Here is a 23,774-nt window from a genome sequence, read left to right on the forward strand (position 1 = left end):
TCCGGGGCCGCTAGCGCTAGCGGCAGCCCCCGCTAACGTTAGCGGCCCCGCTAGCGCCCCAAACTGCCTCTGATCAGGCCGCTAGCGGATAGCGGCCCACCTGCGGAAACCCCTGAAACCCGCCTGGAAGGGCCCGTCATGACCCCTGTCCTGCTCGCTATCACCCTGATCCTGGGTGTAACGCTGTGTTATGTCGCTGTGTGTGCTGCCTCGCCGTTCGGCAACTGCCGCAAGTGCTCCGGCTGGGGCTTCGCGATGAAGACCGACCGCAAGGGCCGCATGAAGCGCGGCAAGGACTGCCGCCGCTGCAAGGCCACCGGCAAGCGCATACGCGTCGGCCGCTGGCTCTACAACCGCTGGGCCCGCATCTACCGCGCGGGCACCGACACCCCCTGACCGGAAGGCTCCCGATGATCCTGAACATCTCCGCCGTGCTGCTGTTCGGCGCCGCGTCCGCCCTCGCCGTCAAGACCAAGTCCGCCGGAGGCGGTGCGGCCATCGTCCTGTTCCTGTTCGGGTTCTTCGCCGCCGGGACCGGCGCGTACGAGCCCATCCACGATGTCGTGCAGGCGTCCGCCGACGCCCTGTCCGCCCTCGGGAACTGAAGGAGGCTCGCTGTGCACGAGCACGCCAACCTCGTACCCGGCCGTCGTGAAGCGGCCGTGGAAGTCCACCGGCCCACTCCGCTCGCCCCGGTGCCGTCGGCGCCGGTCGTACCGGTACAGCCGGGCGCCATCCCGTCGGTGACGAGTGTCGTCCTGCCGGACGGTCGCGTCGTCACCGGCTACGCCCTCGAACCCGCCAAGCCTGAACCCGTCGCGGCCAAGCCGCCCGTCTCCCGCGCGGCGGTGAACATCGCCCTCGGGGGCATCGGGTTCGGTGCCGTCTGCGGCGGACTGTTCCTGCTGACCGCGTTCATCACCGCTCTGACCGCGCTCATCACTCAGCTCATCACCCTCGCCGCCGTCTTCTTCGGCGGCTGGGTCGCCGTACAGGTCTTCAGCGCGAGCGGCCACGGCAGCGGGACCACGGTCAACATCCGCAAGGCCGTCTTCAAGCGCAATCACTTCCACGGCTAGCTACGCCCGAGGCGGGCGCCGTCTCACCACAAGCCTGCGCCCGCCCCGGTTCTCCTGTCCCTCCAACAGAACAAGGAGACCTCCAGCATGACCCAACGTCGTGCATTCGGCGAGGGCCATCCGGCCCATGCCACCCAGATGAGGGGCGGCCGACGTCGGCCGCGCGTGCTTGACACCTTCTGCTGCCAGGGTGGCGCCGGCATGGGCTACCGCCTGGCCGGCTTCGACGTCGTGGGCGTCGACATCGCCCCGCAGTCCCGTTACCCCTTCACCTTCATCCAGGCCGAAGCGGTGGCGTTCATCAGCGAGCATGGTGCGGAATTCGACTTCATCCACGCCTCCCCGCCGTGCCAGCACGACAGCGAGTGCCAGCGCATCCGCGGCAACGCTCACCCGGACCTGATCGGACCCACCCGCGCCGCGCTGGAGTCCACCGGCCGCCCGTGGGTGATCGAGAACGTCCGCGGCGCCCTGCCGAAGCTGCACGGCCCGGTGATGCTGTGCGGGACGATGTTCGGGCTGGAGACGTACCGGCACCGGTACTTCGAGACCGGCGGCTTCACCCTTCCTGAGCACGCGCACCCCGCGCACCTGGTGCCGCAGGCGAAGATGGGCCGCCCCATCCCGCCCGGTCAATTCGGGCAGTTCGTCGGCAACTTCTCCGGCGTCGACCACGCCCGCCGCGTGATGGATGTGCCGTGGATGAACCGCGACGGCATCCGTGAGTGCGTACCCCCGGCCTACACGCAGTGGCTCGGCACCCACGCGCTCGCCAGCCTGACCGCTGAGGCGGTGGCCGCATGACCGCGCGCGTGCTGCCGCTGCGGCGGCCCAACGGGCTGCGGGTGCTGGATCTGTGTTGCGGCGCCGGGGGCCTGTCCATGGGCTACTACCTCGCCGGGTTCGACGTCGTCGGTGTCGACATCCGCCCGCAGCCGAACTACCCCTTCACCTTCCACCAGGCCGACGCCCTCACCTTCTCCCTGGACGGCTTCGACCTGGTCCACGCCTCTTGGCCCTGCGAGCACTTCGCCAAGGTGACCGCGTGGCGGGGGAGCCGGAACAACCACCCCGACCTCCTGACACCCGGCCGCGAACGACTTCACGCGTCCGGACTGCCGTGGGTCATCGAGAACGTCCCCGAGGCGCCGCTCCGGCCGGACTACCTGCTGTGCGGTACTCAGTTCGGCCTCAGTGTCCGCCGCCACCGCGCGTTCGAGACGTCGTGGGGCGGGGGTGGGGACTTGGTCCCGCCGTGCTGGCACCGCAAAGACCTGCTCGCCTTCGAGCACAAGGGCGAGCGCGCGTACGCGGACGCGATGGGCTGCACCTGGATGACCAACCTCGAAGCCCACAAGGCCGTACCCCCGGCCTACTCGCAGTGGATCGCCACTCAGTTCCTCGCCCTGGAAGGGATGGCCGCAGCATGAACCGTCACCTCCTGTTCGCCGCACTGGACGCCGCGGAGCGCGGGTGGGCCGTCCTCCCGCTGCGTCCTGGCGACAAGCGTCCGGCCCTGCACGGTGAGGACGTCTGCCCCGGCATCGGGGACTGCGCCGGCGGTCACCGCAAGTGGGAAGAGCGCGCCACCATCGACCCGGACCGCGTCCGCCGCGCGTGGGGCGACTTGCCGTTCAACGTCGGCATCGCGACCGGCCCGTCCGGGCTGGTCGTCGTCGACCTCGACATGCCCAAGCGCAAGAGCAGCACGGACACGCCTAACGGCGTGACGACCTTCACGGCGCTCTGCGAGCGCGCCGGGCAGACCGTGCCTACCACCCGCACGGTGCGGACCGCGAGCGGTGGGGTCCACCTGTACTTCACCGCCCCGCCTGGTGCCCGGCTCGGCAACACGGCCGGACGGCTCGGCAAGCGCATCGACACCCGCGCGTGGGGTGGCTACGTCGTCGCCCCCGGCAGCATCACCCCCACGGGCGTCTACGCGGTCGTCAACGACATGCCGCCCGCACCATTGCCGGAATGGCTGTACGCCCGCCTGACGGTTCGTCAGGCTTCGCGGGCACTAACGGCTGCACCGTCGTCCGTACGGGCGTCCAGCTACGCCGCAGCGGGCTTGAACGCGGAAACCGCGTCTGTAAGGCAGGCCCCGGAGGGCGAGCGCAACGCCACGTTGCTGCGGGCGGCGCGAGCCCTGGGGCGGTTCATCGCGTGGGGCGACCTTCCCAGGGGGCAGGTCGAGGAGGCTCTTCAGTGGGCGGGGGAGCAGACCGGTCTGTCACCGCGGTCGTGTGAAGCGACCATTCGCAGCGGTCTGAACTGGTCGGTTGCCCGCAACGGTAAGGGGAGGGCGGCATGAGCACCCCGCCCCGCCCCGCACTGAAGAGCCTTCCACCCACCCCGCCCGGTCCGGGCGCCGCCGCACAAGCCGTGCCCGGTGCGGCCGTGGGCGAGCCGAAAGGCGCCGCCCGCAAGGGCGTCCGAACTGGTCTTCGTCCTGACCCGCACCGGGGCGACGGCCGGTACCCGATTGCGTGGCTGTGCATCTGCGCACCGCGCGGCGCCGTGCCTACCGCCACCTCGAAGTGCCTGTGCGGCCGGGACCGCAGCGCCGTCGGCCACACGAAGGTGCTCGCCCTGATCGAAGACCACACCGCCCACCGCGACGTATGCCCGCTCCGCACCAACCAGGAAGGGAGGCAGGCGGCATGAGCGCCAACCCGCCGGCACCCGCCATGGACGGCTCCGCACTGCTCGACGAGGTGGAAGCCTTCCACCGACGCTTCAACATCTTCCCTCTCGAAGCCGCGTACGTTGCCGTGACGCTGTGGGACGCACACGCGCACCTGCTCGACTGCTTCGACTCCACACCGCGGCTCGCGTTCCTGTCGCCAGAGCCGGGCTCGGGCAAGTCCCGTGCGCTGGAGATCGTGGAAACCCTGGTGCCGCAACCGATGGTCGCGGTCAACGCTTCCGCGTCCGCGCTCTTCCGGGCCGTGTCCGGGATGGAGGGACGGCCCACCATTCTCTTCGACGAGATTGACACCGTCTTCGGTCCCAAGGCCGGAGAGAACGAACAGCTTCGGGGGTTCCTGAACGCTGGGCACCGCCGCTCCGGCGTTATGTGGCGGTGTGTCGGCGACGGCTCCAATCAGCAGGTGCAGGAGTTCCCGTCGTTCTGCGGGGTCGCGGTCGCCGGTCTCGGCTCGCTGCCGGACACGATCCTGACCCGCTCGGTCATCGTCCGCATGCGCCGTCGCGCTCCCAACGAGCGTGTCGAGCCGTTCCGTCAGCGCATCCACGAGAAGGAAGGACACGCGCTGCGCGACCGGCTCGCCGCATGGGCACAATCCGTTCGCCACCTGGTCGACGGAGTGTTCCCGGCGCTGCCGGAGGGAATCAGCGACCGGCCCGCGGACGTGTGGGAGCCCCTGCTCGCCATCGCGGATGCCGCGGGCGGCGCGTGGCCGGAGCGGGCCCGCACCGCATGCATCGAGCTGGTGAACGCGGCCAAGACCAGCGATAAGGGCAGCATCGGTATCCGCCTGCTCACGGACCTGCGCGACTACGTGTTCAACGGCATCGACCGCCTGCCCACCGTCGCCATCCTCGACAGGCTGCACAGCCTCGAAGAGGCACCGTGGGCGGACATGAGCGGCAAGCCGCTCGATGCCCGCGGGCTTTCTCGGATGCTGCGGGAGTACATGACCGCGGACAACACCCCCATCGCGGCCCGCAACATCAAGGCCGGAGGCAGCGTCATGAAGGGCTACTACGCGAGCGACCTTCACGACGCGTGGCAGCGCTACTGCCCACCCCCCGCGGAAAGTGCGCTACTTCCGCTACCTCCGCTACCGGGCAGCTCAGAGGCGGTTTCCGGGTAGCGGCAAGCCGCTCCGCATCCGCTACCGCAACTCCCCATCCGCTACCCGCCCCGCGGCCACGAACCCGGGGCCGGTAGCGGCTCCATCCGCTACCGCTACCCCTATCCGCTACCTGGATCACGCCCCTGACCAGGGCGGTAGCGGAGGTAGCGGAAGTAGCGGACCTGACAGGAAGGGGGCCACCGCCCCCGGAACCCTGCCGAGGAGGCACCGCCGCATGGCCACCGTTGCTGAACCTGCCGAACAGCTCCTCTACCGACCCGAAGAGGCGGCCAAGGCTCTCAGGATCGGACGCTCGATGGTCTACGAGGAGATACGCCTCGGACGACTCAAGACCGTCCGCATCGGCCGTCGCCGTCTCGTGCCGCCGGAGTACATCGAGCGGTACGTCGAACTCCTCAAGCGCGAGGCAGAAGCCACCGCCTGAACTTCCCACCACCCGAGTTCCACAGGGCCGCGTCCTTCAGGGCGCGGCCCTGTCCTATGGAGGCACGACAGAGCATGACTGACACCCCGAAGCGCGCCCAAAGGGCTGGCCATGGTGCGGACACCATCTACTGGGACCCGGCCAAGAAGAGTTTCGTGGGGGCCGTCTCCTTGGGACACGGCCCGAACGGCAAGCGTCGTCGACCGAAGGTGTACGGCAAGACGAAGACCGAAGTACGCCAGAAGATCCGGGACTTGAAGAAGGAGATTCAGACCGGAGTCAAGGCTCCGGCCAACTACACCGTGGCCGACGCGGTGAACGACTGGTTGGAGCGCGGGCTCAAGGGGCGTGACGAGAAGGGCACCATCGGCAAGAACCGCTCGATGTCGAACAAGCACCTGATCCCATTCATCGGCAAGGCCAAGCTGAAGGAACTCAGCGCGGACGACGTCGACGACTGGTTGGACGACAGGGCCGAATTCCTCGCGACGCGAAGCCTGCGTGACCTGCTCGCTATCCTGCGCCGCTCCATCGCGCACGCTCAGCGCAGGGACAAGGCCGCGCGGAACGTCGCCCTACTCGTCACCGCACCGGAGGGGCGCCCCGGCCGGCCGAGCAAGGCACTGAACTTGGAGCAGGCGAAAGCCGTGCTCACTGCCGCGCGTCCGTCTCGGCTGTACGCCTACCTCGTGCTCTCGCTCCTCAGCGGTGTGCGCACGGAAGAGGCGCGGCCCCTCACCTGGGATCACGTCTTCCTTGAGACGACGGACGGCATCCCGCCTCACGTCGCGGTGTGGCGTTCGGTGCGCAAGCACGGCGAGACCAAGACCCGGAAGAGCCGCCGGACCATCGCTCTGCCGAGGCAGGTGGTCGACGTCCTCGAAGAGCACATGCGATGGCAGAAGCAGGAGCGGGCATCGAAGGGGAAGGAGTGGAGTCCGACGGGCCGCGTCTTTACGACTCGGAGCGGCGAGCCGCTTGACGCGGCCAACGTTCGGCGAGACTTCAAGGCCATCGTGAAGAAGGCCGGACTGAAGCCTGAGTGGACGCCCCGGGAGCTCCGGCACAGCTTCGTGTCCCTGCTCTCAGACCACGGGATTCCCCTGGAACGGATCGCGCTCTTGGTCGGTCACAGCAGTCAGGCGACCACAGAGGCGGTCTACCGCAAGCAGCTCCGGCCCGTGATCACGCAGGGTGCCGAAGCAATGGATGACATCTTCGCCGAAGATCAGGAAGGGGAGGACACGGAGGGCGAGGAAGAGGGCAACGCGGTGGCCTGATCAAATTCGTTTGGCCCCCTGTTTGGCCCCCCGAGCACGACAAAGGGCCAATCGCGATCATGCGATTGGCCCTCTGACCAGCGTCGGGGTGGCGGGATTTGAACCCACGACCTCTTCGTCCCGAACGAAGCGCGCTGCCAAGCTGCGCTACACCCCGATGTCGCTGCTGTCGCGGCGACGACGTTTACTTTAGCCCACTGGTGGCTGGAGACGAAATCCGGTTTTGCCGTGGTGGCGGACCGGGTTCGGGCGGGCGTGGTCCAGGGCGACCAGGAGGACGGCCAGGGCGTAGATGGCCAGGCCCAGGAGCAGGGCGTTGCCGAGGACGCTCTTGTATCCGTGGTGGTCGACGTCGAGGAACGGGTAGAGGTAGCGGCCCGGCGTGCCGGGGAGCAGGTACTCGCCCCGGAAGAAGGTGAAGGCCAGGTAGGCCATGGGGTACAGCAGCCAGCCGCTGGCCTGGCGGAGGTGCAGGCGGCCGGAGGGCGTGAGGAGCAGCCAGTCCAGGACCGCCGCGATCGGGACCGCCGTGTGGAGGGCGTGATCGGCGATCGTCTGGAGGAGTGCCGGTGTCGTCCCCGCTGTCGTCGTGCCGGCCATCGTGTAGGTGGGCGCGGCGTGCGGCAGGAGGAGATGGTGGACCAGGGCCGCGACCACCACGTAGAGGAGCGCCGCGCCCGTGAGTGAGGAACGCAGTGGGCGGCGCGCCGTCCATGCCCGGCGGGCCGAGGCCGCGAGGACCAGGGCCAGCAGGATGCTGCTCTGGACCGTGAAATGGCTCAGCGCGCGCACCGGGCTGCCGAGGACCAGGAAGATCGTGACCGCCGCCAACGCCGTCAGCGCGGTGAGGAGGCGGAAGACGGCGATCAGGGGGCGGCGTACGGGGGGTACCACCGCGGTGGCGGGGACCGGCGAGGGCAGCAGCGCGGGGATGCCGGGGATCGCGGGGAGGTCCGGGATGTCCCTGGGTATCGGGGCGGTCATGCCCTCACGCTAGACATGTGGGGCAAATGGGGCATGGTGGGTGGGCTGTGTGGGTGACGGCTGGGGGCCGGCCTGGAGGTCATGCCGCGAAATCGTGCCGGGGCCTGCCCGACCCCACCGGCAACAGGGACGACCTGCCGTTACTCCCGCCCCACCAGCGTCAGCAACGTCGCCTCCGGCGGGCAGGCGAACCGGACCGGCGTGTACCGGTTCGCCCCGCACCCCGCCGACACGTGCATGTACGACGTCCGGCCCTCCGACGTGTGCGTCGAAAGGCCCTTGACCCGCTCCGTGTCCAGGTCGCAGTTGGTGACGAGGGCGCCGTAGAAGGGGATGCACAGCTGGCCGCCGTGGGTGTGGCCGGCCAGGATCAGGGGGTAGCCGTCGGCGGTGAAGGAGTCGAGGCTGCGCAGGTACGGCGCGTGCACCACACCCATCGAGAAGTCCGCGTCGGCCGACGGGCCGCCCGCCACCTGCACGTAGCGGTCCCGCTTGATGTGCGGGTCGTCCACGCCGGTCATCTCCACCGAGGCGCCGTCGACCTTGAGCATGCCCCGGGTGTTCGTCAGGTTCAGCCAGCCCGCCGCGTCGAAGGCGTCCCGCAGGTCCTCCCACGGGTTGTGGACGACGCCGACCGCCGGCGCGTTGCCGTTCAGTCCGTGCCGGCCCTGGGCCTTCTCGAACAGGTAGCGGGCGGGGTTGCGCAGCTTGGGGCCGTAGTAGTCGTTGGAGCCGAAGACATAGGCGCCCGGGAACTCCATCAGCGGGCCCAGCGCGTCCAGCACCTCCGGCACGCCCTCGGGGTCGGAGAGGTTGTCGCCTGTGTTGATCACGAAGTCGGGGCGCAGGCCTGCCAGGGAGCGCAGCCAGCGCTGCTTCTTGCGCTGGCCGCGGACCATGTGGATGTCGGAGACGTGAAGGAGGCGCATCGGGTGCATGCCCGCGGGCAGCACGGGGACGGTCACCCGTCGCAGACGAAAGGAACGGGCCTCGAACCCGGCCGAGTAGACGAGACCGGCGGCCGCGACCGCCGTGATGCCGAGGGGTACTCCGTATCGCGCGCGCATACGACCATCGTGTCAGACCCCTTCGGGCGCCCGCGTCCGACCGCCCCTTAAATCAACGGGCGTCCGGCTGCGCACACCTGCGACAATCGACGTCATGACCACGCTCAAGTCGAAGCTGCAGGAAGACCTCAACACCGCGATCAAGGAGCGCGACGAGCTCCGCTCCTCGACGCTCCGGCTGACGCTCGCCGCGATCCAGAAGGAGGAGGTCGCGGGCAAGGAGAAGCGCGAGCTCTCCGACGACGAGGTCCTGAAGGTGATCACCAAGGAGGCGAAGAAGCGGCGCGAGGCCGCGGACGCCTTCGCCCAGGGTGGTCGCGCGGAGTCGGCCGAGCGGGAGAAGGCGGAGGGCGAGGTGCTCGCCACGTACCTGCCCCGGCAGATGTCCGACGACGAGCTGAACGCGATCGTCGCCCAGGCGGTCGAGGAGGCCAAGGCCGCCGGCGCGGAGGGGCCGCGCGCCATGGGCGCGATCATGAAGATCGTGAACCCCAAGGTCGCCGGCCAGGCGGAGGGCGGGCGTGTCGCGGCGGCGGTGAAGAAGTTCCTCGCAGGCTGAGCCCGCCTTCCGGCGCGATGGCCCAACCCGCCCCTGGGTCGCGGCCTCAACCCGCCTCAGGGCGCGGCCCGAACGCGCCCTCCGAGGGCGCGGGCAGAGCCCTGCTCTCCCCATGAGGCCCGCCTTCCGAGGGGCGGCGAGCTGAACCAGCCTCAGGGGCCGCGACCCCAACCGGCCCTCGGGGCCACGGGGCCACCCGCTGAACCCACGCTCCGGGGCGGCGAAGCGGAGCGCCCTTCCGGGGCGGCGGCCGCCCCGCCTCCGAGACTGCGGGCCGAGCCCCGCCTTTCGGCGCGGCGGGCCGACGCCGCCCTCCGAGGCCGCGGCCCACTGCCCGTCACTCCCGGTACGGCGATGGGGGCGCCCCTTTCACAGGGGCGCCCCCATCGCCGTATCACCGCCTACCGCCGGCCGGCCTGCCTCACGGCCAGTTGCCGCCGTTGCCGTTGCCGTTGTCCCCGCCGTTGTCCCCGCCCTGGATCCAGCCCTCGGGGAAGGAGAAGGACGGCTTGGGGTCCGGGCCGCCGCCGGTGCCCCCGTTGATCAGGCCCTCGATGAGGCCGCCCTGGTCGTCGCCGTTGCCGTTGTCGTTGTTGCCGTCACCGCGGCCACGGCCGCCGTCACCCTCGTCGCGGTCGCGGTCCTTGTCGACGTCCGGGATGTCGACGTGGTTAAAGGTCGCCGCCTCCTTGCCGACCAGCGCGCCGGTCATCGCGTCGCGCCAGATCGGGCCGGGGACGCGGCCGCCGTAGACCTTGTCGTGGTAGACGCCGCCGATGGTGATGTTCTCCATCTCCACCTGCTGGGTGGCGCTGCCGACCCAGACCGCGCCCGCGAGGTTGGGCGTGTAGCCGACGAACCAGGCGTTCCTGCGCTCGTCCGTCGTACCCGTCTTTCCGGCGCTGTCGCGGTCGGTGAGGCCGGCCTCCTGGCCCGTACCGGAGTCGATCACGCCACCCAGCAGTTCGTTGATGGTGTCGGCGGTCTTCTCGGACATGGCTCGCGAGCAGGTCGTCTTCGGGACCTTGAGCGACTTCTCCTCGTTGCCGATCTTCTGGCTGATCGACTCGATCGCGATCGGCGTGCAGTACGTACCGCGCGAGGCGAAGGCGGCGTACGCGCTCGCCATCGTCAGCGGGGAGATGCCCTTGGAGCCGAGGGCGATCGCGGGGACCTCGGGCAGCTTGTCGCCGTTGCCCTGCACGACGTGCAGGTTGTCGGTCATCTTCACGACCGGGCACATGCCGATGTCCGAGATCATCTGCACGAAGTAGGTGTTGACCGACTTGGCCGTGGCCTCCTTCAGCCGGTACGGCCCCACCTCGGACTCGTCCTCGTTCTCGACGGTCGCCTTGTTCGGGCCGGTGTTCACCCACGGCTTGCCGGAACACGTCTGGACCGGGCTCGGGTACTCCATGTCGTACGGCGACGAGTACTCCTGCGTGGCGGGCCGGCCCTGCTCCAGGGCGGCCGCCGCGACGAACGGCTTGAACGTCGAACCGGTCGGGAAGCCGTAGTTCGAGCCGCCCCAGGCGGAGTCGACGGAGTAGTTGTACTCCGTCTCGTTCTTGTTGTAGCCGTACGGCTTCGACTGGCCCATGCCGAGGATCTTGCCGGTGCCCGGTTCGACCAGCGTGGTCGCCGCGGCGATCTGGTCGTCCTTGTTGACGTGGTCGGCGAGCGAGTCCTGGACCGACTGCTGGGCCTGCGGGTCGAGGGTGGTCTTGATCGTCAGGCCGCCCTGGTTCCAGAGCCGCGCCCGCTCCTCCTTGGTCTTGCCGAAGACCGGGTCGTTGAGGAAGACCTTCTCGACGTACTTGCAGAAGAAGCTGGCGCCCTTGACGGCGGTGATGCATCCGTTCTGCGGCCGGCTGACCTTCAGCTCCAGCGGCACCTGCATGGCCTTGTCGGCGTCGGCCTGCGAGATGTCGCCGACCTCCGCCATGCGCTGCAGGACGATGTTGCGCCGCTTGGTGGCCTCCGCCTCGTCGTTGACCGGGTCGTACCGGCTGGGCGACTGGACGATGCCCGCGAGGAGCGCGGCCTCCGCCAGGGAGAGGTCCTTGGCGGACTTGGAGAAGTAGCGCTGCGAGGCGGCCTCGACGCCGTAGGCCTGCTGGCCGAAGAAGGTGATGTTCAGGTAGTTCTCGAGGATCTTCTTCTTGCCGAGCTCTTCCTCGACCTGGATCGCGTACTTCAGTTCGCGGATCTTGCGGCCCAGGGTCTGCTGGGTGGCCTGCGCGACCTTCGTCGGGTCGTCGCCGGCCTCCTCCACGAAGACGTTCTTCACGTACTGCTGGGTGAGGGTGGACGCGCCCTCGGCGACGCCGCCGCTCTGCGCGTTGCGGTTCAGCGCGCGCAGGACGCCCTTGAGGTCGACCGCGCCGTGCTGGTAGAAGCGCGAGTCCTCGATCGCGACGATCGCCTTCTGCATGAACGGCGAGATGTCCTTGAGCTCGACCACCGTGCGGTCGCGCGAGTAGACCGTGGCGATGTCGTCGCCGCGCGCGTCGAGGATGGTGGTCCGCTGGCTGAGCGGTGGGGTCCGCATGTTGGCGGGGAGCTCGTCGAAGCTCTCCACCGATCCCTTCGCGGCGAGGCCCAGCGCGCCGACGGCGGGCAGCGCGATGCCGGCCATGACGGCTCCCGCGAGCACACTGACACCGAGGAACTTGGCGGCCTGTTGCGTTGGCGACAGACCACCGCCCGAGCGCTTCTTTGGCATGAGGGCAGCCTACGTTCTCATTCGCCGGACACGCGTATATGCCTTGGCCTAAGCTGCTCTCAACTGTCACAGCAGTAGGGCTACGTATCAATACGTCCGGCGACCCCGAATCGTTCCGGATCCCCTCGGCCTTTTTCGTCGAGGCGTGTTGGGGGCGTGCCCGAATCGGCCTTGTGTGTCACTTGGCGTCCGTTGTGACGCAACTGAACCATCCCTAATTGTCGGGATTGTCGCGCATGTCGCAGGCTCACTCCCCCGGGTGATCTGCCGCTTACGCATAGTCCGTTCGGGCCATTCAAGATTGGGCCCGCTGGGGGTGTTGCGCCGTGCCCACCTTCCGTAACGTCCTCAACTGGCGGCGGTGAATATGCCGCTGCCGCCGTGGGGGAGCCTCGATTCGGGAGAGGACGGCGCCGGTATGGGCTGGGTAACCGACTGGAGTGCGCAGGCGGCCTGCCGCACTACCGATCCGGATGAACTGTTCGTTCAGGGAGCAGCGCAGAACAGGGCCAAGGCGGTGTGCACCGGATGTCCGGTACGCACGGAATGCCTGGCCGACGCGCTGGACAACCGCGTCGAGTTCGGCGTGTGGGGAGGAATGACCGAGCGCGAGCGCCGCGCACTGCTGCGCAGGCGCCCGACCGTCACCTCCTGGCGCCGGCTCCTGGAGACCGCGCGGACGGAGTACGAGCGGGGTGCCGGCCTGGTACCCCTCGACGACGACGAGGTGTACGAGAACTTCGCAGCGGTGGGCTGAGTGCGACAGGCCTGAGCGTCACGGGCCTGAGCGCGACGGCATTGGTCGCGACGGGGTTCGGCGTCACGGGCTGTTCGCTACGAGGCTCGGTACCACGGGGCTGAGTGTCCCGAGGCTGGTCGCGGCGGGGTTCGGCGTCACGGTGCTGGTCACGAACGGGTTCGGCCCCACAGGCCGGGCGCGACGAAGACTCGGCACCACGAAGCCGAGGTCACGGGGCTGAGCGCCAATGCTCGGCGTCGCGAGGCCGAGGTCACGGGGCTGAGCGCCAATGCTCGGCGTCGCGAGGCCGAGGTCACGGGGCTGAGCGCCATGGCTCGGAGTCGCGAGACTGAGCGCGGACGCTCACTCTCGCGAGAGCGCGGTCGCAGGGCCGAACACCACCGGGCCGGCCGCGACGGAGACTCGGCGTCACGAAGCCGAGCGTCGCGGGCCTGCGGGTCACGGCTCGGCGTCACTGAGCCCGGCGGGCGCGCTCGCGCGCGTGAGCGCCTGTCGCAGGGCTGGGCGTCACGAGGCCGGCCGCGACGCGGCCGGGAACCGCGGGACCCCCGTGGGGAGCCCGCCCTCAGACGTCCTCGACGGGCAGCTCCGGCCGATGGGCCGCGAGCCGTTCGCCGATGTTCCGCAGTCCCGTGAGGTCGTGCACGTCGCCCGGCAGCGCGGCCACTTCGACCACCGCCACCTCGGGGTGCAGCGAGGTGAAGCGGTCACGCGTGCGCTGCTCGCGCGCGATGAGTTGCATACGTTCCGCGTGCAGCCTCAGGAGGCCGGCGGTGAGCTGGTCGACGGGGCGCTGCGAGGTGAGCTCGTCCGTGACGACGGGGGAGTCGTCCTCGTCCGTGGCGGTGGGGGAGTCCTCGGTGCGAGCCGGTGCCTCGGAAGCGGGTGCATCTGAACTGCCATACATGTCGGGAGAGTTACGAAGTCCAGCTTTCCCGCCCCCCTGATCCACAATGCCGGGCTCTTCAAGATTTTCCGCGGCGGCGAGCGCCCGCTCGGCCGACAGCCGGTCGGCGCCGCTGCCGTGGACGCGGTTGAGCACCAGTCCGGCCAGCGGCATGTCCTCGGCGGCCAGCCGCTTCACGAAGTACGCGGCCTCCCGCAGCGCGTCCCGCTCCGGTGCCGCCACGACCAGGAACGCCGTCCCGGGCGCCTGGAGCAGCTTGTACGTGGCGTCCGCGCGCGTGCGAAACCCGCCGAAGGTGGTGTCCATCGCGGACACGAACGTCTGGACGTCCTTGAGCAGCTGACCGCCCAGCAGCTTGCCGAGCGTGCCGGTCATCATCGACATCCCGACGTTCAGGAACTTCATTCCCGCCCGGCCGCCCAGCTTCGCCGGGGCCGTCAGCAGCCGGATCAGCCGCCCGTCCAGGAAGGAGCCGAGCCGCTTGGGCGCGTCCAGGAAGTCGAGCGCGGAGCGCGAGGGCGGGGTGTCGACGACGATCAGGTCCCACTCGTCCCGGGCCCGCAGCTGGCCCAGCTTCTCCATCGCCATGTACTCCTGCGTGCCGGCGAAGCCCGCGGAGAGCGACTGGTAGAAGGGGTTGCCCAGGATCGTGGCGGCCCGCTCGCGGTCCGCGTGCGCCTCGACGATCTCGTCGAAGGTGCGCTTCATGTCGAGCATCATCGCGTGCAGCTCGCCGTCGCCCTCGACGCCCTTGACCCGGCGCGGGGTGTTGTCCAGCGAGTCGATCCCCATGGACTGCGCGAGCCGCCGCGCCGGGTCGATGGTCAGTACGACGACCTTGCGGCCGCGCTCGGCGGCCCGCAGGCCGAGCGCCGCGGCCGTGGTGGTCTTGCCGACCCCGCCCGATCCGCAGCACACCACGATGCGGGTGTCCGGATCGTCCAGCAGCGGATCGACGTCGAGCACGGGCGCGGGGGACAGCCGGTGGTGCGCCGGCGGGGGGTTCGGACTCATGAGAGGTCCTGCTTCCGCAGCTCGGTGGCCAGTTCGTACAGGCCCGCCAGGTCCATGCCCTCGGCGAGCAGCGGCAGTTCGTGCAGGGGCAGGCCCAGCTCCGCGAGGACGGCACGCTGTTCGTGCTCCAGCAGATACCGCTCGCCGTACTCCTCGGCCTGCGTCACCAGCGGGTCGACCAGCTTCTCGGCGTTCTGCCCGCGGCGCGCCCCGCCGAGCCCCGCGGCCGACAGCGACCGCGCGACATCGGCGCGCGGCAGCGTCCGTACGAGGTCCAGGTCGGCCGCGTCCAGCACCTCGGGCCGCACCATGTTCACGATCACCCGGCCGACCGGCAGCTGCGCCGCGCGCAGCTCGGCGATGCCGTCCGCGGTCTCCTGGACGGGCATCTCCTCCAGGAGGGCCACCAGGTGCACGGCGGTCTCCCGGGACTTCAGCACCCGCATCACGGCCTGCGCCTGATTGTGTATCGGGCCGATCTTCGCGAGGCCCGCGACCTCGTCGTTGACGTTGAGGAAGCGGGTGATCCGGCCCGTGGGCGGCGCGTCCATCACGACGTAGTCGTAGACGAACCGTCCGGCCCGGTCCTTGCGCCGGACCGCCTCGCACGCCTTGCCGGTCAGCAGCACGTCCCGCAGACCGGGCGCGATGGTGGTGGCGAAGTCGATCGCGCCGAGCTTCTTCAGGGCCCGGCCGGCGCTGCCCAGCTTGTAGAACATCTGGAGGTAGTCCAGAAGGGCCAGTTCGGGATCTATGGCGAGGGCGAACACCTCGCCGCCGCCGGGGGCGACGGCGATCTTGCGTTCCTCATAGGGCAGCGCCTCCGTCTCGAAGAGCTGTGCGATGCCTTGTCGGCCCTCGACCTCGACGAGAAGCGTCCGCTTCCCCTCGGTGGCCAGAGCCAACGCTAGGGCGGCGGCGACCGTCGTCTTGCCGGTCCCGCCCTTGCCGCTGACGACCTGGAGCCTGCTCACGTCTTCGAGCGTAACCAGTTCGCGCGAAAAGCAACCGGCGGCCTGTGGACAACCCTCACCCCGGACGGCCGCGAAGGCAGCCGCCGCCAGCGGATACAGTCGGCCCCATGACCAAGTGGGAATACGCAACCGTGCCGCTGCTCGTCCACGCCACGAAGCAGATTCTGGACACCTGGGGCGAGGACGGCTGGGAGCTCGTCCAGGTCGTGCCCGGGCCGAACAACCCCGAGCAGCTGGTGGCCTACCTGAAGCGCGAGAAGCAGGCGTGAGCGCGGTCGAGGCGAAGCTCACGGAGCTCGGCCTGACGCTGCCGGCGGTCGTGCCGCCGCTGGCCGCCTACCAGCCGGCCGTGCGGAGCGGGCCCTACGTGTACACCTCGGGCCAGCTCCCGATGGTGGAGGGCAAGCTTCCGGTCACCGGCAAGGTCGGTGCGGAGGTCACCGCGGAGGAGGCCAAGGACCTCGCCCGCGTCTGCGCCCTGAACGCGCTGGCGGCCGTCAAGTCCGTCGCCGGCGACCTGGACCGGATCGCGCGTGTGGTGAAGGTCGTGGGCTTCGTCGCCTCCGCCGCCGACTTCACCGGCCAGCCCGGCGTCGTCAACGGCGCGAGCGAGCTGCTCGGCGAGGTCCTCGGCGAGAAGGGCGTGCACGCGCGCAGCGCGGTGGGCGTGGCGGTGCTGCCGCTGGACGCGCCGGTCGAGGTCGAGATCCAGGTGGAGCTCGTCCAGCCGTAGCGGGCGGCGCCCGTCGAGGTGATCACTGCCTCTCGAACATCCGCTCACCACGGGATAGCCTCGCGCCCATGGCGAACGGTCAGTGGTACCCCCCGGAGTGGCCGGACCGGATCCGCGCGCTGGCGGCGGGCACGCTGACGCCGGTGACCCCCAAGCGCGCGGCCACGGTCATGCTCCTCAAGGACACGGGCTCCGGCCCCGTCGTCCACATGCTGCGCCGCCGCGCCTCCATGGCGTTCGCGGCGGGCGCCTACGCCTACCCGGGTGGCGGCGTCGACCCACGGGACGACGACCGTCACGTCCGCTGGGCGGGCCCCACGCGCGCGTGGTGGGCGGACCGCCTCGGCGTCGACGAGGCGGCCGCCCAGGCGATCGTCTGCGCGGCCGTGCGCGAGACGTACGAGGAGGCAGGCGTCCTGCTGGCCGGGCCGGACGCCGACTCGGTCGTCGGCGACACCACCGGGCCGGACTGGGAGGCGGACCGCGCCGCCCTGGTCGCGCGCGACCTCTCCTTCGCGGAGTTCCTGGACCGCCGCGGCCTGGTGCTGCGCTCCGACCTCCTGGGCGCCTGGACGCGCTGGATCACCCCGGAGTTCGAGGCCCGCCGCTACGACACCTGGTTCTTCGTCGCCGCCCTCCCCGAGGGGCAGCGCACGCGCAACGCCTCCACGGAGGCGGACCGCACGGTGTGGATCCGGCCGGCCGAGGCGGCGGCGTCGTACGACAAGGGCGAACTGCTGATGATGCCGCCCACCATCGCGACGCTGCGGCAGCTGACGGCGTACGGGGCCGCCGAACAGGCGCTCGGGGCGGCCCCGGGCCGCGATCTGACTCCCGTCCTCGCACAGGCCCGTCTGGAGGGCGACGAGCTCGTGCTCTCCTGGCCGGGCCACGACGAGTTCACCAAGCACATCCCGACCGGGGGAGCCCCCGCATGACGGACGCAAGCGCGCTGCCCGGCCGGCCCCGGGGCGGGGTCCTGAGCGGACCCGCCACCCCGCGCGCGGTCAACGTCCTCGCGCCCAACCCCTCCGCGATGACCCTGGACGGCACCAACACCTGGCTGCTGTCCGAGCCCGGCTCGGCGGTGGCCGTCGTGGTCGACCCGGGCCCGCTGGACGAGGGACACCTGCGTACCGTCGTCGAGACCGCCGAACGGGCCGGCAAGCGCGTCGCCCTGACCCTGCTGACCCACGGTCACCCGGACCACGCGGCCGGCGCCGCCCGCTTCGCCGAGCTGACCGGCACCAAGGTGCGGGCGCTCGACCCCGCGCTCCGGCTGGGCGACGAGGGGCTCGGCGCGGGCGACGTGGTCAGGGCCGGCGGCCTGGAGCTGCGGGTCGTGCCGACGCCCGGCCACACCGCGGACTCGCTGAGCTTCCACCTCCCGGCCGACCGGGCGGTGCTGACGGGCGACACCGTGCTGGGACGCGGTACGACGGTCGTGGCGCACCCGGACGGCCGCCTGGGCGACTATCTGGACACCCTGCGGCGCCTGAGGTCCCTCACGGTCGACGACGGCGTCCACACCGTCCTCCCGGGCCACGGACCGGTCCTGGAGGACGCCCAGGGCGCGGTGGAGTACTACCTCGCCCATCGCGCCAACCGGCTCGCCCAGGTCGAGACGGCCGTCGAGGACGGCTTCCGGACGCCGTCCGAGATCGTGGCCCATGTGTACGCCGACGTGGACCGCACCCTGTGGCCGGCGGCGGAGCTGTCGGTGCGGGCCCAGCTGGACTACCTGGTGGAGCACGGCCTCATCTGAGGCCGAGGTGCGCCACCGCGGCGCCGCCCGCACGCTGGAGGACATGTCCTGCGTCCTTCGGAAGGAGCGTGGCCGGCGTGGCCCGTAACCGCCGTCTGATCCTCACCTCGCCGTCGGAGGTCTGGAGCCTGCTGGCCGACGGCCGCCGCTACGGGGAGTGGGTGACGGGCACCCAGCGGATCCTCGCGGCGGACGCGCACTGGCCCGAGGTGGGCGCCCGCCTCCAGGTCCGCGTCGGCGTCGGAGCCCTGACCCTCGACGACACCTGCGTCGTGCGGATCTGCGAACCGGAGCGCCGCCTCGAACTGGAGGCGCGGGCGGACCCGTTCGGCGCGGCCCGCATCGCCATGACCCTGCTCCCCTGGGGCGACGCGACCCTCCTCACCATCGACTGGCACCCCCTGCGGGGTCCCGGCATCCGGATGCACGGACTGCCCGTGGACTACGTCGTCAAGGTCCGCAACGGCATGATGCTGACGAAGCTGGCACGCATCGCGGTGAACGAGGGCCGGCGCCCGCTCAGCAGGGCCTCGGCGCCTTGACCCCGTGCACGCGCGCGTACTCCTCGGCGAGCCAGGGCCCGAGGTCGTCGACGTATGCCTTCAGGACGGCGGGATCGCCGGTCGGCTCGTGACCGAGGACGGCGGCCGCGCGCATCTGCCCGGCGCGCAGGGGGTGGTACGCGCCGAAGACCGAGGCCATCTCCGCCAGATCGCTGGTCCAGCCTCCCCAGCGGGGCATCACGAGCGTGAACCCCGTGCGCACCAGGTGCCGTGACATGAACCGCACGAGAGGCCGCCGGCCGGCGTCGCTGTCCGGGGCGCCGGCGATCCGCTCACGCCAGCGGGGCAGCAGCAGGGCCAGGTCGCCGTTGGTCTCGCGCGCGAGGAGGCCGTCGGGCCGGTAACGCGGCAGGAGCGCGGCGAGGTCCGGACCGGTGAGCGGGGTGCAGAGGCAGGCGACGAACCATCCCAGGTCGTGCCTCTCCAGGTCGCTCAGCAGCCGCGCGCGGCCGTACAGGAGCGTCCCGACCCCGTCGATCTCGGGGAACTCGCCGTCCAGCGCCTCCCCGAGGGCACGGGCGTCCTCCCGGTCCGCGTCGCCGGGCTCGTCCCGCAGCGCGAGCAGCAGATCCAGGTCGCTGCGCCCCACGCGCGCGGTGCCGCGCGGGATCGAGCCGTAGAGGTAGGCGCTGTGCAGCCGTTCGCCGAACACGTCCGGCAACCGGTCGCGGGCGGCGGCCACGACGGGACGGAACGGGGCCTGGACGCGCGCGAGCGAGCCCTCACGCATCAGCAGGCCCTCGGGGTCGATGCCCTTCGGGGGTGTCGTCAACGCGGTGCCGGTCCTCGGTCCCGGCAGTCCTCAGCGCGAGCGCTTCGCGAGGCGCTCCACGTCCAGGAGGATCACCGCACGCGCCTCCAGCCGCAGCCAGCCGCGCTGGGCGAAGTCGGCCAGGGCCTTGTTGACCGTCTCGCGGGACGCGCCGACCAGCTGGGCCAGCTCCTCCTGCGTGAGGTCGTGGACGACGTGGATGCCCTCCTCGGACTGCACGCCGAACCGGCGGGACAGGTCCAGCAGGGCGCGCGCGACACGGCCGGGCACGTCCGAGAAGACGAGGTCGGACATCGCGTCGTTGGTCTTGCGCAGGCGCCGCGCGACGGCACGCAGCAGCGCGGTGGCGACCTCGGGGCGGGCGTTGAGCCAGGGCTGGAGGTCACCGTGGCCGAGCCCGAGCATCTTGACCTCGGTCAGCGCGGTGGCGGTCGCCGTCCGCGGACCCGGGTCGAACAGCGACAGCTCACCGATGAGCTCGCCGGGACCGACCACGGCGAGCATGTTCTCGCGGCCGTCGGGCGACGTGCGGTGCAGCTTCACCTTGCCCTCGGTGACCACGTAGAGGCGGTCGCCGGGGTCGCCCTCGTGGAACAGGGAGTCACCTCGCGCGAGGGTCACCTCACTCATGGAGGCGCGCAGCTCCGCGGCCTGCTCATCGTCGAGCGCCGCGAAGAGCGGATTGCGCCGCAGAACGTCGTCCACGAGTTCTCTCCTTGTCGACCTGCTCAGGGGATCTTTCTCCCCCGGTGTTCCAAGGCACCCTGGTGCCCATTTTGCCGGACCGTCCAAACAGTGTGATCTGTCACAAGGATGCCGCACCGGGGTCCAGTGGTAAGCGGCAGGGGTCCAATTGGGCGCTGATCTTCAGGGTCCGGGGCGGATGTCGGTGCCGGGGCTTAGGCTGGCCGGGTGTCCAAAACACCGGTGAGAGCACAGGCCTAGGGGGCTGCGCGGGTGGTTGTACGTCGAGATTCCGCTGTGGGCGAACAGGATTCCGGCGGCGGAGAGAAAGCGGCAAAGGCGGCAGAACGGGTGGTGTCCAAGGAGACCGGGCCGGCCGCGGGGGCCACCTCTGAGCAGGGTGCCTCCGCGAAGAAGACCGGCTCCGCGAAGAAGGCCGCCCCGCGCAAGGCGGCAGCCGCGAAGAAGGCACCGGCTGAGAAGCCCACCCCTGCGAAGAAGGCTCCCGCGAAGAAGGCCGCAGCGAAGAAGGCCGCCGCGAAGAGCGCCGCCTCGGCCAGGAAAACGACCGCCGAGAAAGCGACCGCCAAGAGCGCGGGTCCCGCCAAGAGCGCGGGTCCCGCCAAGAAAGCGGCCGCCAGGAGCACCCGTCCCGCGAAGGAGGCGACCGCCGCGGGCACCGGCCCCGTCAAGAAGGCCACCCTCGGACGCGGGAAGCCCGCCGTGGCCCCCGAGCGGACCTCGGCCTCCGTGAAGAAGGCCGCGCCCGCCAGGACGGTGACCACCGCGCGGGCGCCGGGCGGCGAGTCCCGTACCGCCCTGGTCCGCCGGGCCCGCCGGATCAACCGCGAACTCGCCGAGGTCTATCCGTACGCCCACCCGGAACTCGACTTCGACAACCCCTTCCAGCTCCTGGTCGCCACGGTCCTCTCGGCCCAGACCACCGACCTTCGCGTCAACCAGACCACCCCCTCCCTGTTCGCGAAGTACCCCACCCCCGAGGACCTGGCCGCCGCCGACCCCGAGGTGGTCGAGGAGATCCTGCGGCCATGCGGCTTCTTCCGGGCCAAGACCAAGTCGGTGATGGGGCTGTCCAAAGCCCTCACCGAGGACTTCGGCGGCGAGGTCCCCGGCCGGCTCGAAGACCTCGTCAAGCTGCCCGGCGTGGGCCGCAAGACCGCGTTCGTCGTGCTGGGCAACGCCTTCGGGCGCCCCGGCATCACCGTCGACACGCACTTCCAGCGGCTGGTGCGGCGCTGGCGGTGGACCGAGGAGACCGACCCCGACAAGATCGAGGCCGCCGTCGGCGCGCTGTTCCCGAAGAGCGACTGGACCGACCTCTCGCACCACGTCATCTGGCACGGCCGCCGTATCTGCCACGCCCGCAAGCCCGCCTGCGGCGCCTGCCCCATCGCCGAGCTCTGCCCGGCGTACGGCGAGGGCGAGACGGACCCCGAGAAGGCGAAGAAGCTGCTGAAGTACGAGAAGGGCGGCTTCCCCGGCCAGCGCCTGAAGCCGCCGCAGGCCTATCTGGACGCGGGGGGCAAGCCGGCGCCGCCGCTGGGGTCCGGATGACACGAGCAGTGACGCGTACGCCCCGCCCCGGAACGATCTCGGTGCCGTGCCGCGTTGGACCATCAGGACGACGGGGGTGGCGATGACACGGGCGAGTGAGACCCGAGGCGGCTCGGTGGCGCTCAGCAGGGACGGGCTGCCCGAGTGGCTGGACCCCGTGGTGCGCGCCGTCGAGACGGTCGAGCCGCGCCAGCTGAGCCGCTTCCTGCCGCCGAAGGACGGCGGGGGCCGCCAGTCGGCCGTCCTCATTTTGTTCGGCGAGGGCGCGCGCGGCCCCGAGCTGCTGCTGATGGAGCGGGCCAGTTCGCTGCGCTCGCACGCGGGGCAGCCCTCCTTCCCCGGCGGCGCCCTCGACCCGGAGGACGGCGACCCGAAGGCCGACGGACCGCTGTGGGCGGCGCTTCGCGAGGCCGAGGAGGAGACGGGTGTCGACCCGTCCGGTGTGCAGCTGTTCGGCGTGCTGCCCAAGCTCTACATCCCGGTCAGCGAGTTCGTCGTGACGCCCGTGCTGGCCTGGTGGCGGAAGCCGAGCCCGGTGGGCGTCGTGGACCCGAACGAGACGGCCCGCGTCTTCACGGTCCCCGTGGCGGATCTCACGGACCCCGTCAACCGTGCCATGGCGCTGCATCCCAGCGGTCACCGAGGTCCGGCATTTCTGGTCGAATCGGCCCTTGTCTGGGGTTTCACGGCCGGGATCATCGACCGGCTGCTGCACTTCGCGGGCTGGGAGAGACCGTGGGACCGGGACAAGCAGGTCCCGCTCGACTGGCGGTCATGACAGGGTGACCTCGTGCTGTTGCCGGGTCCCCGGCCGAGCAGGTGTGATCGCGGAGTGATGAGGCGAGGCTTGAAGCGGTGAACGTGCTGGACATCCTGTTGCTGGTCGCCGCCGTGTGGTTCGCGATCGTGGGCTACCGCCAGGGCTTCGTCGTCGGCATCCTGTCGGTGATCGGCTTCCTCGGCGGCGGCCTCGTCGCCGTCTACCTCCTGCCCGTCATCTGGGACGCGCTGACCGCCAACGCGGAGGTGAGCACCACCGCCGCCGTCGTCGCGGTCGTCGTCGTGATCGTCTGCGCCTCCGTGGGCCAGGCCCTGACGACCCATCTGGGCAACAAGCTGCGCCGGTACATCACCTGGTCCCCGGCCCGCGCCCTGGACGCGACCGGCGGCGCCCTCGTCAACGTCGTCGCCATGCTCCTGGTGGCGTGGCTGATCGGCTCGGCGCTGGCCGGCACCACCCTGCCGACGCTCGGCAAGGAGGTGCGCAGCTCCAAGGTGCTGCTCGGCGTGTCCCGGGCGCTGCCCACGCAGGCCGACACCTGGTTCGCGGACTTCTCCTCCGTGCTCGCGCAGAACGGCTTCCCGCAGGTCTTCAGCCCGTTCGCCAACGAGCCCATCACCGACGTGCAGCCGCCCGACCCGGCGCTCGCGGGCAGCGCCGTCGCCGCCCGCGCGCAGCGTTCCATCGTCAAGGTGATGGGCACCGCGCAGAGTTGCGGCAAGGTCCTGGAGGGCACCGGCTTCGTCTTCGGCGAGCGCCGGGTGATGACCAACGCGCACGTGGTGGGCGGCGTCGAGGAGCCCACCGTCCAGATAGGCGGAGAGGGCCGTCGCTACGACGCGACGGTCGTCCTGTACGACTGGCAGCGCGACATCGCGGTACTCGACGTGCCCGACCTGGACGCGCCCGTGCTGAAGTTCGCCTCCGACGACGCGGCGAGCGGGGACGGCGCGATCGTCGCGGGCTTCCCGGAGAACGGCGCGTACGACGTGCGCTCCGCGCGCGTGCGGGGGCGCATCACGGCGAACGGCCCGGACATCTACCACCGGGGCACGGTCCGCCGCGACGTCTACTCCCTGTACGCGACCGTGCGGCAGGGCAACTCCGGCGGCCCTCTGCTGACGCCCGACGGCGAGGTCTACGGCGTGGTCTTCGCGAAGTCGCTCGACGACGCCGAGACGGGATACGCGCTGACCGTGGACGAGATCCGCGAGGACATCACCAAGGGACGTACGGCGAACCAGCAGGTGGGCAGCGACAGCTGCGCCCTGTAGTCCGTGCAG

Annotated in this window: 27 protein-coding genes and 1 tRNA gene; 20 read left to right on the forward strand and 8 right to left on the reverse strand. The window is 70.7% G+C overall.

Annotated elements, in window-relative coordinates:
* Nucleotides 1-138 precede the first annotated feature (138 nt).
* From ACIP2X_RS21975 to xerC, 10 genes are all read left to right on the forward strand, one after another.
* A complete protein-coding gene (locus ACIP2X_RS21975) occupies nt 139-396 on the forward strand; it encodes a hypothetical protein (RefSeq protein ID WP_401675603.1) in 258 nt (85 codons plus the stop codon).
* Between the two features lie 14 nt (nt 397-410).
* Nucleotides 411-605, forward strand: a complete 195-nt coding sequence (locus ACIP2X_RS21980) for a hypothetical protein (protein WP_401675605.1) — start codon at nt 411-413, stop codon at nt 603-605.
* Nucleotides 606-617: 12 nt separating this feature from the next.
* Entirely contained in the window at nt 618-1,079 is a 462-nt protein-coding gene (locus tag ACIP2X_RS21985; protein ID WP_401675607.1) for a hypothetical protein, read from the forward strand.
* A 138-nt stretch (nt 1,080-1,217) separates the two neighbouring features.
* Nucleotides 1,218-1,883 (forward strand): SAM-dependent methyltransferase, encoded by a 666-nt coding sequence (locus ACIP2X_RS21990; RefSeq protein ID WP_401675836.1) that lies wholly within the window; start codon nt 1,218-1,220, stop codon nt 1,881-1,883.
* Nucleotides 1,880-2,509, forward strand: a complete 630-nt coding sequence (locus tag ACIP2X_RS21995; protein ID WP_401675609.1) for a methyltransferase domain-containing protein — start codon at nt 1,880-1,882, stop codon at nt 2,507-2,509. Before ACIP2X_RS21990 ends, ACIP2X_RS21995 begins: the two co-directional genes overlap by 4 nt.
* A complete protein-coding gene (locus tag ACIP2X_RS22000; protein WP_401675611.1) occupies nt 2,506-3,396 on the forward strand; it encodes a bifunctional DNA primase/polymerase in 891 nt (296 codons plus the stop codon). The genes ACIP2X_RS21995 and ACIP2X_RS22000 overlap by 4 nt, the downstream gene beginning before the upstream one ends.
* Before the next feature lie 206 nt (nt 3,397-3,602).
* Nucleotides 3,603-3,749: a hypothetical protein gene (locus ACIP2X_RS22005; protein ID WP_393602647.1), complete on the forward strand. Its 147-nt coding sequence runs from the start codon at nt 3,603-3,605 to the stop codon at nt 3,747-3,749.
* Nucleotides 3,746-4,921 carry a DUF3631 domain-containing protein gene (locus tag ACIP2X_RS22010; RefSeq protein WP_359566544.1) on the forward strand — a complete coding sequence of 392 codons (1,176 nt, stop codon included), beginning with the start codon at nt 3,746-3,748 and terminating at the stop codon, nt 4,919-4,921. The genes ACIP2X_RS22005 and ACIP2X_RS22010 overlap by 4 nt, the downstream gene beginning before the upstream one ends.
* Nucleotides 4,922-5,138: 217 nt before the next feature.
* Nucleotides 5,139-5,348: a helix-turn-helix domain-containing protein gene (locus ACIP2X_RS22015; protein WP_392383331.1), complete on the forward strand. Its 210-nt coding sequence runs from the start codon at nt 5,139-5,141 to the stop codon at nt 5,346-5,348.
* Between the two features lie 74 nt (nt 5,349-5,422).
* Nucleotides 5,423-6,628 (forward strand): tyrosine recombinase XerC, encoded by a 1,206-nt coding sequence (xerC, locus tag ACIP2X_RS22020; RefSeq protein WP_401675614.1) that lies wholly within the window; start codon nt 5,423-5,425, stop codon nt 6,626-6,628.
* Between the two features lie 83 nt (nt 6,629-6,711).
* Here the strand turns inward: xerC and ACIP2X_RS22025 are convergent.
* The 3 genes from ACIP2X_RS22025 to ACIP2X_RS22035 form a co-directional block, all read right to left on the reverse strand.
* Nucleotides 6,712-6,785 (reverse strand) — tRNA-Pro (locus ACIP2X_RS22025).
* 32 nt (nt 6,786-6,817) lie between these two features.
* Nucleotides 6,818-7,612 carry a Pr6Pr family membrane protein gene (locus tag ACIP2X_RS22030; RefSeq protein ID WP_401675616.1) on the reverse strand — a complete coding sequence of 265 codons (795 nt, stop codon included), beginning with the start codon at nt 7,610-7,612 and terminating at the stop codon, nt 6,818-6,820.
* Nucleotides 7,613-7,752: 140 nt separating this feature from the next.
* Nucleotides 7,753-8,679 (reverse strand): metallophosphoesterase, encoded by a 927-nt coding sequence (locus tag ACIP2X_RS22035; RefSeq protein ID WP_401675618.1) that lies wholly within the window; start codon nt 8,677-8,679, stop codon nt 7,753-7,755.
* 94 nt (nt 8,680-8,773) lie between these two features.
* Between ACIP2X_RS22035 and ACIP2X_RS22040 the strand changes: the two genes are divergently transcribed.
* Nucleotides 8,774-9,238, forward strand: coding sequence for a GatB/YqeY domain-containing protein (locus tag ACIP2X_RS22040; protein WP_401675620.1), 465 nt, complete (start codon nt 8,774-8,776; stop codon nt 9,236-9,238).
* Nucleotides 9,239-9,659: 421 nt separating this feature from the next.
* On the opposite strand, the gene ACIP2X_RS22045 is transcribed toward ACIP2X_RS22040, so the two are convergent.
* Nucleotides 9,660-11,963 carry a transglycosylase domain-containing protein gene (locus ACIP2X_RS22045; protein WP_401675622.1) on the reverse strand — a complete coding sequence of 768 codons (2,304 nt, stop codon included), beginning with the start codon at nt 11,961-11,963 and terminating at the stop codon, nt 9,660-9,662.
* A gap of 418 nt (nt 11,964-12,381) precedes the next feature.
* Here ACIP2X_RS22045 and wblA point away from each other — a divergent pair, with 418 nt between their 5' ends.
* Nucleotides 12,382-12,720 (forward strand): transcriptional regulator WblA, encoded by a 339-nt coding sequence (gene wblA, locus ACIP2X_RS22050; RefSeq protein WP_391014411.1) that lies wholly within the window; start codon nt 12,382-12,384, stop codon nt 12,718-12,720.
* A 568-nt stretch (nt 12,721-13,288) separates the two neighbouring features.
* Here the strand turns inward: wblA and ACIP2X_RS22055 are convergent.
* Together ACIP2X_RS22055 and ACIP2X_RS22060 are read right to left on the reverse strand one after the other, a co-directional pair.
* Nucleotides 13,289-14,644 (reverse strand): ArsA family ATPase, encoded by a 1,356-nt coding sequence (locus ACIP2X_RS22055; RefSeq protein WP_401675625.1) that lies wholly within the window; start codon nt 14,642-14,644, stop codon nt 13,289-13,291.
* Nucleotides 14,641-15,618, reverse strand: coding sequence for an ArsA family ATPase (locus tag ACIP2X_RS22060; RefSeq protein WP_401675627.1), 978 nt, complete (start codon nt 15,616-15,618; stop codon nt 14,641-14,643). The genes ACIP2X_RS22055 and ACIP2X_RS22060 overlap by 4 nt, the downstream gene beginning before the upstream one ends.
* A 107-nt stretch (nt 15,619-15,725) precedes the next feature.
* On the opposite strand from ACIP2X_RS22060, the gene ACIP2X_RS22065 reads away from it, so the two are divergent.
* The 5 genes from ACIP2X_RS22065 to ACIP2X_RS22085 all read left to right on the forward strand — a co-directional run bounded on the left by ACIP2X_RS22065 (nt 15,726) and on the right by ACIP2X_RS22085 (nt 18,658).
* Nucleotides 15,726-15,887 carry a DUF4177 domain-containing protein gene (locus ACIP2X_RS22065; RefSeq protein WP_003975360.1) on the forward strand — a complete coding sequence of 54 codons (162 nt, stop codon included), beginning with the start codon at nt 15,726-15,728 and terminating at the stop codon, nt 15,885-15,887.
* The gene (locus ACIP2X_RS22070; RefSeq protein ID WP_401675629.1) at nt 15,884-16,351 is read left to right on the forward strand and encodes a RidA family protein; all 468 of its coding nucleotides are present in this window, start codon (nt 15,884-15,886) and stop codon (nt 16,349-16,351) included. Before ACIP2X_RS22065 ends, ACIP2X_RS22070 begins: the two co-directional genes overlap by 4 nt.
* Before the next feature lie 68 nt (nt 16,352-16,419).
* Entirely contained in the window at nt 16,420-17,289 is an 870-nt protein-coding gene (locus tag ACIP2X_RS22075; protein ID WP_401675631.1) for an NUDIX hydrolase, read from the forward strand.
* Entirely contained in the window at nt 17,286-18,116 is an 831-nt protein-coding gene (locus tag ACIP2X_RS22080; protein ID WP_401675633.1) for an MBL fold metallo-hydrolase, read from the forward strand. The genes ACIP2X_RS22075 and ACIP2X_RS22080 overlap by 4 nt, the downstream gene beginning before the upstream one ends.
* Nucleotides 18,117-18,193: 77 nt before the next feature.
* Nucleotides 18,194-18,658, forward strand: a complete 465-nt coding sequence (locus ACIP2X_RS22085) for an SRPBCC family protein (RefSeq protein ID WP_401675635.1) — start codon at nt 18,194-18,196, stop codon at nt 18,656-18,658.
* Here ACIP2X_RS22085 and ACIP2X_RS22090 read toward each other — a convergent pair.
* Together ACIP2X_RS22090 and ACIP2X_RS22095 are read right to left on the reverse strand one after the other, a co-directional pair.
* Nucleotides 18,636-19,409: a nucleotidyltransferase gene (locus ACIP2X_RS22090; protein ID WP_401675838.1), complete on the reverse strand. Its 774-nt coding sequence runs from the start codon at nt 19,407-19,409 to the stop codon at nt 18,636-18,638. The two genes, ACIP2X_RS22085 and ACIP2X_RS22090, sit on opposite strands and share 23 nt — an antisense overlap.
* A gap of 72 nt (nt 19,410-19,481) precedes the next feature.
* Nucleotides 19,482-20,156, reverse strand: coding sequence for a Crp/Fnr family transcriptional regulator (locus ACIP2X_RS22095; protein WP_053756529.1), 675 nt, complete (start codon nt 20,154-20,156; stop codon nt 19,482-19,484).
* Nucleotides 20,157-20,489: 333 nt separating this feature from the next.
* On the opposite strand from ACIP2X_RS22095, the gene nth reads away from it, so the two are divergent.
* The 3 genes from nth (at nt 20,490) to ACIP2X_RS22110 (ending at nt 23,765) form a co-directional block, all read left to right on the forward strand.
* Nucleotides 20,490-21,710, forward strand: a complete 1,221-nt coding sequence (gene nth, locus ACIP2X_RS22100; RefSeq protein WP_401675637.1) for an endonuclease III — start codon at nt 20,490-20,492, stop codon at nt 21,708-21,710.
* 82 nt (nt 21,711-21,792) lie between these two features.
* Entirely contained in the window at nt 21,793-22,488 is a 696-nt protein-coding gene (locus tag ACIP2X_RS22105; protein ID WP_401675639.1) for an NUDIX hydrolase, read from the forward strand.
* A 77-nt stretch (nt 22,489-22,565) separates the two neighbouring features.
* The gene (locus ACIP2X_RS22110) at nt 22,566-23,765 is read left to right on the forward strand and encodes a MarP family serine protease (RefSeq protein WP_401675641.1); all 1,200 of its coding nucleotides are present in this window, start codon (nt 22,566-22,568) and stop codon (nt 23,763-23,765) included.
* Nucleotides 23,766-23,774: the final 9 nt, after the last annotated feature.

Origin of the sequence: Streptomyces sp. NPDC089424 (assembly GCF_044749345.1) — a bacterium.
Classification (GTDB): Bacteria; Actinomycetota; Actinomycetes; order Streptomycetales; family Streptomycetaceae; genus Streptomyces.

Excerpts from the sequence above, each read along its gene's own strand:
- ACIP2X_RS21990 (WP_401675836.1), top strand. The coding sequence starts at position 1,218 with ATGAGGGGCGGCCGACGTCGGCCGCGCGTGCTTGACACCTTCTGCTGC.
- ACIP2X_RS22090 (WP_401675838.1), bottom strand. The coding sequence starts at position 19,409 with ATGCGTGAGGGCTCGCTCGCGCGCGTCCAGGCCCCGTTCCGTCCCGTC.
- ACIP2X_RS22035 (WP_401675618.1), bottom strand. The coding sequence starts at position 8,679 with ATGCGCGCGCGATACGGAGTACCCCTCGGCATCACGGCGGTCGCGGCC.
- ACIP2X_RS22045 (WP_401675622.1), bottom strand. The coding sequence starts at position 11,963 with ATGCCAAAGAAGCGCTCGGGCGGTGGTCTGTCGCCAACGCAACAGGCC.
- ACIP2X_RS22000 (WP_401675611.1), top strand. The coding sequence starts at position 2,506 with ATGAACCGTCACCTCCTGTTCGCCGCACTGGACGCCGCGGAGCGCGGG.
- ACIP2X_RS21980 (WP_401675605.1), top strand. The coding sequence starts at position 411 with ATGATCCTGAACATCTCCGCCGTGCTGCTGTTCGGCGCCGCGTCCGCC.
- ACIP2X_RS21995 (WP_401675609.1), top strand. The coding sequence starts at position 1,880 with ATGACCGCGCGCGTGCTGCCGCTGCGGCGGCCCAACGGGCTGCGGGTG.
- ACIP2X_RS22010 (WP_359566544.1), top strand. The coding sequence starts at position 3,746 with ATGAGCGCCAACCCGCCGGCACCCGCCATGGACGGCTCCGCACTGCTC.
- ACIP2X_RS22030 (WP_401675616.1), bottom strand. The coding sequence starts at position 7,612 with ATGACCGCCCCGATACCCAGGGACATCCCGGACCTCCCCGCGATCCCC.
- ACIP2X_RS22055 (WP_401675625.1), bottom strand. The coding sequence starts at position 14,644 with ATGAGTCCGAACCCCCCGCCGGCGCACCACCGGCTGTCCCCCGCGCCC.
- ACIP2X_RS22075 (WP_401675631.1), top strand. The coding sequence starts at position 16,420 with ATGGCGAACGGTCAGTGGTACCCCCCGGAGTGGCCGGACCGGATCCGC.
- ACIP2X_RS22015 (WP_392383331.1), top strand. The coding sequence starts at position 5,139 with ATGGCCACCGTTGCTGAACCTGCCGAACAGCTCCTCTACCGACCCGAA.
- ACIP2X_RS21975 (WP_401675603.1), top strand. The coding sequence starts at position 139 with ATGACCCCTGTCCTGCTCGCTATCACCCTGATCCTGGGTGTAACGCTG.
- wblA (WP_391014411.1), top strand. The coding sequence starts at position 12,382 with ATGGGCTGGGTAACCGACTGGAGTGCGCAGGCGGCCTGCCGCACTACC.
- ACIP2X_RS22105 (WP_401675639.1), top strand. The coding sequence starts at position 21,793 with ATGACACGGGCGAGTGAGACCCGAGGCGGCTCGGTGGCGCTCAGCAGG.
- ACIP2X_RS22080 (WP_401675633.1), top strand. The coding sequence starts at position 17,286 with ATGACGGACGCAAGCGCGCTGCCCGGCCGGCCCCGGGGCGGGGTCCTG.
- ACIP2X_RS22040 (WP_401675620.1), top strand. The coding sequence starts at position 8,774 with ATGACCACGCTCAAGTCGAAGCTGCAGGAAGACCTCAACACCGCGATC.
- xerC (WP_401675614.1), top strand. The coding sequence starts at position 5,423 with ATGACTGACACCCCGAAGCGCGCCCAAAGGGCTGGCCATGGTGCGGAC.
- ACIP2X_RS22065 (WP_003975360.1), top strand. The coding sequence starts at position 15,726 with ATGACCAAGTGGGAATACGCAACCGTGCCGCTGCTCGTCCACGCCACG.